General features: G+C 53.9%; 7 protein-coding genes and 5 pseudogenes. 6 read left to right on the forward strand and 6 right to left on the reverse strand.

The window, feature by feature from the left end; translation table 11 throughout:
* Nucleotides 1-209 (reverse strand): IS66-like element accessory protein TnpA (tnpA, locus tag J2X66_RS29995; protein ID WP_310272328.1); only part of this gene is annotated, 209 nt, incomplete at its 3' end.
* Between the two features lie 235 nt (nucleotides 210-444).
* Complete coding sequence (locus J2X66_RS30000) at nucleotides 445-1,008, reverse strand: DUF4123 domain-containing protein (RefSeq protein ID WP_310272331.1); 564 nt, start codon at nucleotides 1,006-1,008, stop codon at nucleotides 445-447.
* Nucleotides 1,009-2,516: 1,508 nt separating this feature from the next.
* On the opposite strand from J2X66_RS30000, the pseudogene J2X66_RS30005 reads away from it, so the two are divergent.
* From J2X66_RS30005 to J2X66_RS30030, 6 genes and pseudogenes are all read left to right on the forward strand, one after another.
* Nucleotides 2,517-2,872: pseudogene (locus J2X66_RS30005) on the forward strand (type VI secretion system domain-containing protein); the annotation flags it as partial.
* A 32-nt stretch (nucleotides 2,873-2,904) separates the two neighbouring features.
* A complete protein-coding gene (tssB, locus tag J2X66_RS30010) occupies nucleotides 2,905-3,408 on the forward strand; it encodes a type VI secretion system contractile sheath small subunit (protein ID WP_077431016.1) in 504 nt (167 codons plus the stop codon).
* 28 nt (nucleotides 3,409-3,436) lie between these two features.
* Nucleotides 3,437-4,912, forward strand: coding sequence for a type VI secretion system contractile sheath large subunit (gene tssC, locus J2X66_RS30015; protein ID WP_027926312.1), 1,476 nt, complete (start codon nucleotides 3,437-3,439; stop codon nucleotides 4,910-4,912).
* 13 nt (nucleotides 4,913-4,925) lie between these two features.
* Nucleotides 4,926-5,090 (forward strand): annotated as a pseudogene (locus J2X66_RS30020) (type VI secretion system baseplate subunit TssE); the annotation flags it as partial.
* 4 nt (nucleotides 5,091-5,094) lie between these two features.
* Nucleotides 5,095-5,300: pseudogene (locus tag J2X66_RS30025) on the forward strand (serine/threonine-protein phosphatase); the annotation flags it as partial.
* 229 nt (nucleotides 5,301-5,529) lie between these two features.
* A complete protein-coding gene (locus J2X66_RS30030) occupies nucleotides 5,530-6,291 on the forward strand; it encodes a hypothetical protein (protein ID WP_310272339.1) in 762 nt (253 codons plus the stop codon).
* Between the two features lie 199 nt (nucleotides 6,292-6,490).
* Here J2X66_RS30030 and J2X66_RS30035 read toward each other — a convergent pair.
* The 4 genes and pseudogenes from J2X66_RS30035 to J2X66_RS30050 form a co-directional block, all read right to left on the reverse strand.
* Nucleotides 6,491-6,659: pseudogene (locus J2X66_RS30035) on the reverse strand (IS66 family transposase); the annotation flags it as partial.
* Between the two features lie 61 nt (nucleotides 6,660-6,720).
* A complete protein-coding gene (gene tnpB, locus J2X66_RS30040) occupies nucleotides 6,721-6,924 on the reverse strand; it encodes an IS66 family insertion sequence element accessory protein TnpB (protein WP_310272342.1) in 204 nt (67 codons plus the stop codon).
* 246 nt (nucleotides 6,925-7,170) lie between these two features.
* A pseudogene (locus J2X66_RS30045) lies at nucleotides 7,171-7,500 on the reverse strand (hypothetical protein).
* 384 nt (nucleotides 7,501-7,884) lie between these two features.
* Nucleotides 7,885-8,081, reverse strand: a 197-nt coding sequence (locus tag J2X66_RS30050) for a penicillin acylase family protein (RefSeq protein ID WP_310272346.1), incomplete at its 5' end; no start/stop codon positions are given.

The raw sequence follows: 8,081 nt of genomic DNA on the forward strand, positions 1-8,081 counted from the left end.
TGGGGCTGGGTTGCGGGCGCTAGTTTCATCGGGACGAAAGTGGGCAACGCAGGCGCCTGACGATCACGATAAGCAGGCATCCACTTTCGAACCAGATTGGCGTTGACACCGTGGCGACGGGCTACGCTGGCCATCGACACGCCCGGTTGCAGGCATTCCTGGACAATCTGGGCTTTAAGGGGTTTGGGATAAGAGGTTCTTTGGCGCATGGCAATCCTGAAGATAAGGGCGATGTTGTCCACGTATTTTTAAGTGGACAACATCGCCCTTATCGCTGGGATCCGGTAGATGACTTCGCCGGGCGGTTACGTTGCTCTAGCACAGCTTTCAGATGAGCAAGATCAGCAACCAGCAGTATGTGTTCAAAATCGAAGCCGTCCTCGTGCAGTCGAGGCATAAATGAAACCGGCGCTTCCAAATAACGCCTCACCCAGTGTCGTCGAATTATCCCCCCGCGCAAGTGGCCTCCAGGACGGACTGTTTCAACCACTCGGGGTCGAGCGGTAGCGAGCACAGACCGGGGTGTAAATTGTCTATTAGAGTCCATTGCTCGGCCTGCCAATAACACACGCTGAGCATCGGCCCGAGGAAACACAAATGCTGCTGGACGCGCAGACAGGCTAGAACACGACCCAGTACGCGGCTGTCATGGAACCGATAGAGCGTCGGATGAGACGGCTCCCCGCTGACCAGTCGCTCGCGCCAGTGTGTGGTCAGCGCATCAAGATCACCGTCATTGGCACTGGCCAGCCATCCCCAATGATGCTCAGGGGTTCGGAGAAGCTTCTGTATTAGTGGTTGCGTAATCGACTCTAGCTGAAACAGGTGCGGCCCGATGTGCGCCATAGCATCCGCAGGTGTACCGCTGTAAAGATTGCGGTATAGGTCAGCGCCCAGCTCTCCAGTGAGCGCATTTCTGGCGTCAAGCTGGCCATCAGAATCCAACATCAGGTAGATGCGTCGCCCCAATCGAGTTTGTTCCTCTAGCCATTGCGTCGGGGTGTTCATGCATTTTCTCCCATGCTACACATGCTTTCGCGACAGGTCTGATGTCGCGCGGGTGTCCGCCAATTAAAAGCACTTAAAAGGCCTCTCTGATAGCTTGCTCAGCTTGAGAGTGACAACGTAAACACTTTTGTTTTAAGAAAATCGCCTGCTTGCGCCAACCTTGTGACCGTATGCGTCAGACTCTTTTGTGTTTGAAGCCCCCCACCGAGACGCCGAAGTTACAGCGGCAGGCGCACGGCTTGTTTTGCAGTTCATACCAGATCACGATGCGTGAAAATCACTCTTAGTGCGCATGATCGGGGTACTAGTGCTGCTTCTGGAGTGGGAGTAGGCCGCAGAGTCTTCATCTTGGCGTCGATTGCCTTAAGATCAATACTAATGTTTGCAGTTGTCGGGAGCCATCGGGTCGCTGCTGAGTAAGGAATTGTACGGCGGTTTTTACCAACGCAAATTGCTTTCAGCAATTGTCAAAAAAGTTAATTACTGGCTTTAAAACATGTAATTGCGCAGCGAGATCCAGCATGCCGTTAGGGCAAACCGAGCGCCAACGATTGAAATTGTTCGGTATCCAGTTCTATCTCGACGTCTTTTCGAACCCCTAGTCGGTGGAATTCGCCTTCGACCGCCGTGCAACCAGTCAAGTGCCGATTTTGTCATGCTTCAGCAATTCCACTGTGTCGAGCGGGGATTGGCGAAGAGGCAAGCACAATGCGGCTTCGCCGCACGAATACTGCAATCACCCCGGCCTGTGCGCATCTCCATAGGCGTGCTGGTGAACCGGACAGCGTCTATGCGAATCACTAAGCGTGGATGTAGTGCTCGCACTATGAAGCCATATACCAGAATCAGGCGCTTGATCCGAGACAATTCATAGGTTGGTCGAGGGACAATTACTACTATTTCAGCGTGAAAATTACAGTGTCTTGCCCAAGTTACGCTAACTGGATCCTTTATTGTCTCAACTGAGTGCTGATTCACGCTGGTCGTGCGTCACAGCATGATTCTTGCAATCCAACTTTTTTGCACAGGCGATTCAGGTGTTTGGCGCATTCGGTATTTAACGTGGCGTAAGCGGGCGATTTTTTTGCAGCGTAAACCGATATTCTAACCAACCGGTGTTGCGTGGAGGCTGCGCGAGGGCGGCTCATGTTATCGCTGGCGAATTTTGACTGTTTTAGTCCGTAACCTTCGCTGAGCTGAGAAGGCTGGATCGCTTCGCAGGCTTCGCGCCAGTGCATTGGAGATTACAGCTTCCCGCACCCTCAACACCATATTTAGTTCGCTCTAAACAACTAAAACTTCATGGATGAAAAAAGAATGTCGTCTAAGTATCTCGAACTGAGGTCGTTTTCGGAACAGCTTATAACTCGCCTGAATGGGGCTGCACAGATCAAGCGTCGATAAATGTCTTATTCAAGTCAGCTATACACTTACTATCTCAAACTCGCGACGTCCGCCATTTTCACGCAGCAGTTCGCTGTGGAGGACGCTCCTTTTGTCAGTGAGTTCGAGGCATTGGAACAGCAGACAAGCTCAAGGCCTATCAAGACCGTTTCGACTTGGACAAATACGCCGACCTATTGGTGGGACTTGAGCCGAACCTGGCGAAGGCGCCGTTCTGGCTCTATGAGCAGCGAATGGTCTGGGAATGCTTTCAGACTGATCGCCGAGATAGTCATGCGCGAAATGGAAATCCACTTCGCGCTTTTGATTCAGCGCCTAGGCGCCCGATCTTGCGCTGGAAGTGCTGCATTGACTGCATAGCTGCTGCGAGTTGTTGCCGCAGAACCATGCCGTACGTGAACGCAAGGAAGAGATTTATCGCAGGCTGTGCCACCTCGATCTCGAAGTGGTACTCGAATAGGGCCCCGGGCCACAACCGCAAGGAGAAAAGCCATGGCCAAAGAAGGCTCGGTAGCCCCCAAGGAACGCATCAACGTCACTTTCAAACCTGCCACCGGTGGTGCACAGGAAGAGATCGAACTGCCGTTGAAACTACTGGCAATCGGTGACTACACCCACCGCAAGGACGAACGCAAAGTCGAAGATCGCAAGCCGATCAGCATCGACAAGATGACCTTCGACGAGGTGCTGGCCAAGCAAGAGCTGAGCCTGACACTGAGCGTACCGAACCGTCTTCAGGAAGAAAGCGACACTGAAGAACTGGCCGTGAAACTGCGCGTCAACTCGATGAAGGACTTCAACCCGGCCAGCCTGGTCGAGCAAGTGCCTGAGCTGAAAAAACTGATGGAACTGCGCGACGCGCTGGTGGCCCTCAAAGGCCCGCTGGGTAACGCGCCTGCGTTCCGCAAAGCCATCGAAGGCGTGCTCGCCGACGACGAATCCCGCGGTCGCGTACTGGGTGAGCTGGGCCTGAACGCCGCAGCCCAGGAAGCCTGAGCCCCCATCAGCCAAGGAAGCCAAGACAATGAGCACTAGCGCAGCACAGCAAAAGAGCAACGAGAACGGCGAATACAGCATTCTCGACAGCATCATCGCCGAAACCCGCCTGACCCCGGACGACGAAGCCTACGACATCGCCAAGCGCGGCGTGTCGGCCTTCATCGAAGAGCTGCTCAAGCCGCAGAACAACGGTGAGCCGGTCAAGAAAGCCATGGTTGACCGCATGATCGCCGAGATCGATGCCAAGCTCAGCCGCCAGATGGACGAAATCCTGCACCACCCGGACTTCCAGTCCCTGGAATCGTCGTGGCGTGGCCTGCAGTTGCTGGTCGACCGCACCAACTTCCGCGAAAACATCAAGATCGAAATCCTCAACGTCTCCAAGGACGACCTGCTGGACGACTTCGAAGATTCGCCGGAAGTGATGCAGTCGGGCCTGTACAAGCACATCTACACCGCTGAATACGGCCAGTTCGGTGGTCAGCCTGTGGGCGCGATCATCGCCAACTACTTCATGTCCCCAAGCTCGCCGGACGTGAAACTGATGCAGTACGTGTCCAGCGTTGCCTGCATGTCCCACGCGCCGTTCATTGCCGCGGCCGGCCCGAAATTCTTCGGCCTGGAAAGCTTCACTGGCCTGCCGGACCTGAAGGATCTGAAAGATCACTTCGAAGGCCCGCAATTCGCCAAATGGCAGAGCTTCCGCCAGTCGGAAGACTCCCGTTACGTTGGCCTGACCGTGCCGCGTTTCCTGCTGCGTAACCCGTACGACCCGGAAGACAACCCGGTCAAATCGTTCGTGTACAAAGAAACCGTCGCCAACAGCCACGAACACTACCTGTGGGGCAACACGGCCTACGCGTTCGGCACCAAGTTGACCGACAGCTTCGCCAAGTTCCGCTGGTGCCCGAACATCATCGGCCCGCAAAGCGGTGGCGCGGTGGAAGACCTGCCGTTGCACCACTTCGAAAGCATGGGCGAAATCGAAACCAAGATTCCTACCGAGGTTCTGGTTAGCGACCGTCGTGAATACGAACTGGCCGAGGAAGGCTTCATCTCCCTGACCATGCGCAAAGGCTCCGACAACGCGGCGTTCTTCTCCGCAAGCTCGGTGCAGAAGCCGAAGTTCTTCGGCATCAGCGCAGAAGGCAAGGCTGCAGAGCTGAACTACAAACTCGGCACCCAACTGCCGTACATGATGATCGTCAACCGCCTGGCTCACTACTTGAAAGTGCTGCAGCGCGAGCAACTCGGTTCGTGGAAAGAACGTACCGACCTCGAGCTGGAACTCAACAAGTGGATCCGCCAGTACGTGGCCGACCAGGAAAACCCGAGCGCCGAAGTCCGTGGCCGTCGTCCGCTGCGTGCTGCCCAGATCATCGTCAGCGATGTCGAAGGCGAGCCTGGCTGGTACCGCGTCAGCCTGAACGTGCGCCCGCACTTCAAGTACATGGGTGCCGATTTCACCCTGTCGCTGGTTGGCAAGCTGGACAAAGAGTAAGCGGAGCTAACTCATGACTGGATACGGCAGCCTTTTCGAACGCCTGGGTGGCGACGCGGACAAACGCGTCGGCTGGAGCCGCGAGGTTTCCGCCATGGCGTCCGTGGCTGCCCATCTGGCCAAGATGCTCAGCACCCGTGCGGGCAGCGTGCAAACGCTGTCCGATTGCGGGCTACCTGTAGCGAGGCCAGCGTTTGTATCAACCGTCCAAGGACCGCTCGCGGCAATAGCAACTCATCGACGAGCAAAGCATGAGCATCGCAGCCTCCAAGGCTCATCCTGCCACCCATGCTCCGCCCCGTGCGGTCGAGGCAGCCGAGCAATTGACCTTGGACGTGTTCGAGTTCGATGTCTACCCAGTGATGCGTTTCTGTTGTGCAGCGATGGAGCGCCCTGGAAGGACCGACGCCGCAGCTCACTAGATGGCTGTATCGGTGCAATAGACAAGTAGCTGAATTTTTATTTAGGTCAGTAATACCGACTCGTTGATTGCGAACTGTTTGCTTGGATTTATTTGATAAGGAAATTTTCGCATTGGGGCCAACGGCGTAGCAGAATAAATGAGAACCTGAAAAACACATGGTTAAAAAACAGAGGTTTTTGTGGAGCAGCAGGCCATGATTGAACGCCGAAAAATAGAGAGTTTAATATTCAATAAAGACCAAAGGAGGCCGGCCGCCATTGTAACCAACGAAACGATTTTGGTATTGGAGGCGCTAAATAAATGCAGACCGCCGAAAGTACGGCTGTCAAGTATTGAGCGGCAATCGCAGGTGATTGTTAAATGGTGTTTGGTTGTCGCGTTAATTGTATTAATTTTGAGTGCTAGCTTCGCCCTTTTTCACGAGGGTAAGCCTGATAGAATCAACACCAATGTATTCGTCCAGGTACCGGCTATCGTGAGCATGCTGCTAGCATTGTGTGCATGGGTTGTACCTATGTTCACATCGCTATCACTGGCTTTTAGATGGGACGAACTGTCACTTGATAGTCTTTGTGCAGACATTCGTTATGAGCAGATGTTGGCGGAACGCCTGGCTCATTACGAGCCCCAAGCACTGAAGGATGCGCGTTTTTGGCTGGAACGCAAAACCAAACGCACAGGGCTGCGCCCTACGCGTTTTTTTGGAGAAAGAACAGCTGTCGTTGGTCTATTGGCAACCTCTTATTCCTTTATTGGGGAGTTTGGTGGATTGGGTGGATTTACGTGGGTTTCTCAAGCAGTTATATCGGTTTTTCCTGTGGATGAATTGGGTAATGCGATACTGTTTTCTATTGGGGTGCTGTTGCTGGCAATGTCGCTTGGAACATTGCTTGTGGAACATTTAGCTGCTCGCTTTCAATACCAGATTGAGATTCTGGATTTGGTGAGTCGGTAGTAGAGGCGCTCCATGGCGATTGATCACATGCAAAATTAAGGCGCGATTAATACCGTGGCTGTCCATGCAACGTGTGCCCTTCGGTTGATTTTTCTGTCATGGAGTGCATGCGCCTGATGAAGTCATCTGGCGGATAATTTTGTCCGGTTTCTCTTTGTCCTCCTTTCTGCGTCCGATGTGCTTTTTCAGAAAACGACGAGGCGAACGTCAAGCGCTTGAGTTGCACGACCTCGTGGGTCACGATTTTCGATCACCGCTTGATCGCGGTTGATTTTCTTGTGCATGGTCTCAACTCGTTGTATCAGCTGCATCGCCAATGCACGCAGATGTTCAGGTGGAAGGTGATCGAGGCTGGGGATCGAAGTCATGCTGCGGATGTTGTCAGATCAGAAAGTTCGCGGCGATAGATCAATAGGCTAATGGCAGCCGCTAAAGTCGTGTGATCACGCAGCCAAAGCCGAAGCGTTGCCATGGCAGGCTCAGCAGCAAGACGTGAAGTTGCTCGGCATCCAATTCCACTTCGTCGCCATGGCGAATGCCCGGCCAGTGGAACCCGCTTTGGTTCAACCGCCGAGCCGTCAGCCAGATACCTAAGCCGTGGAGTCTGCGCGTTGTCGGTATAGATTCCGGCATCAATCGATATGCCCTAACCAATGATGACTGAGTAGTCAGAGGATCTAGCGCGTTTGCCTTGGTAACAGTTGGTCATTGACCCTCAGTGGCTTACTGCGCTTCCGTAGGCACGACGAAGTGCACGGCGATAACTCATTATGTACTAGGTGCGCGGCCTGGGAGCGAAAGCATTGACGAGGCAGCGACACAACCCCGAAGGGCGTAAAGCGTTCATGACGGGCTGCCCTACATGTTCGATTCCCGGCATTACCTGCCGGTTACCACATGACTGAAGCATTGTTCGTAATACGTTTGCTTGATGTCAGCTGGCTTTAGGCGCGATGGGCTGTCATACGTTTGCTCAGTAATTCCCAGTGCCGTCATGCGCATTCAAGGTAAAGAAAACTTGTGGGTTTGCAGCTGGTTGCGTGCGCCGTAAAGACTTAGACCGGACAGCTTCGACGCTTGGGCGTTGCCGGCTATTCCTGCCCCCCAACTGCAGACAAACCGATCATTTTTGTTCAATTCTTTGGCCTGAGATACCAACGAGCCGGTGGTCAAGATGATCGCTGCCAGGGTCGATACAAAAAGTCGCATAGAGCCAATACCTAGTCTTTTACGCGTTAAGTCTTACGGCGTGTGTGGAGCTGGCGACGCCAGGACCGGTGTCACTCACGTGTACGATTTTCATCGGCATCCCTAGCTGCTATTGAGGGTCAGGACGGGCAACAAAAACTGATTTTTTTTGTCGCCTGATCCGAAGCAGGATGCCCTGCAAAACGAATAAAACAACGTTCTTTTCGACCCGGCGCGATGCGGGCTACTGCAGGTATTTCGGGCCCGCCCCGACGATCATGACGGCGCTGTAGAGGAGGAGGGGGCTCGCTCTATCGATGGTGGCTCTTCATGGGCAGAGTTCAGTCATCTGTCCTCGATACCCAAGCGGTGCGTAGCACCATCCCTCAGCAGGAGGAGGGGTGGTCAGAAGAGCCCACGCCGATAATTTTTACGAAAGCCTATGTCAAAGTTTACGTAGATTTTGTCCAAAGTCTGCACCACCCGCCCCTGGGTTCTGAGTCGGGATATCTCCAGTTGATACAGGCGATCCTGAGCGATGGCATAGCCGTAGAACACACCGTAAACCTCATTGACATAAACATGGGCGGTACCGTACTCGT

The organism is Pseudomonas sp. 3296, from assembly GCF_031456615.1.
Classification (GTDB): Bacteria; Pseudomonadota; Gammaproteobacteria; order Pseudomonadales; family Pseudomonadaceae; genus Aquipseudomonas; species Aquipseudomonas mucoides.

Coding starts and splice junctions, on each gene's coding strand:
- J2X66_RS30000 (WP_310272331.1), bottom strand. CDS start 1,008: ATGAACACCCCGACGCAATGGCTAGAGGAACAAACTCGATTGGGGCGA.
- J2X66_RS30030 (WP_310272339.1), top strand. CDS start 5,530: ATGATTGAACGCCGAAAAATAGAGAGTTTAATATTCAATAAAGACCAA.
- tssC (WP_027926312.1), top strand. CDS start 3,437: ATGAGCACTAGCGCAGCACAGCAAAAGAGCAACGAGAACGGCGAATAC.
- tnpB (WP_310272342.1), bottom strand. CDS start 6,924: ATGCCGGAATCTATACCGACAACGCGCAGACTCCACGGCTTAGGTATC.
- tssB (WP_077431016.1), top strand. CDS start 2,905: ATGGCCAAAGAAGGCTCGGTAGCCCCCAAGGAACGCATCAACGTCACT.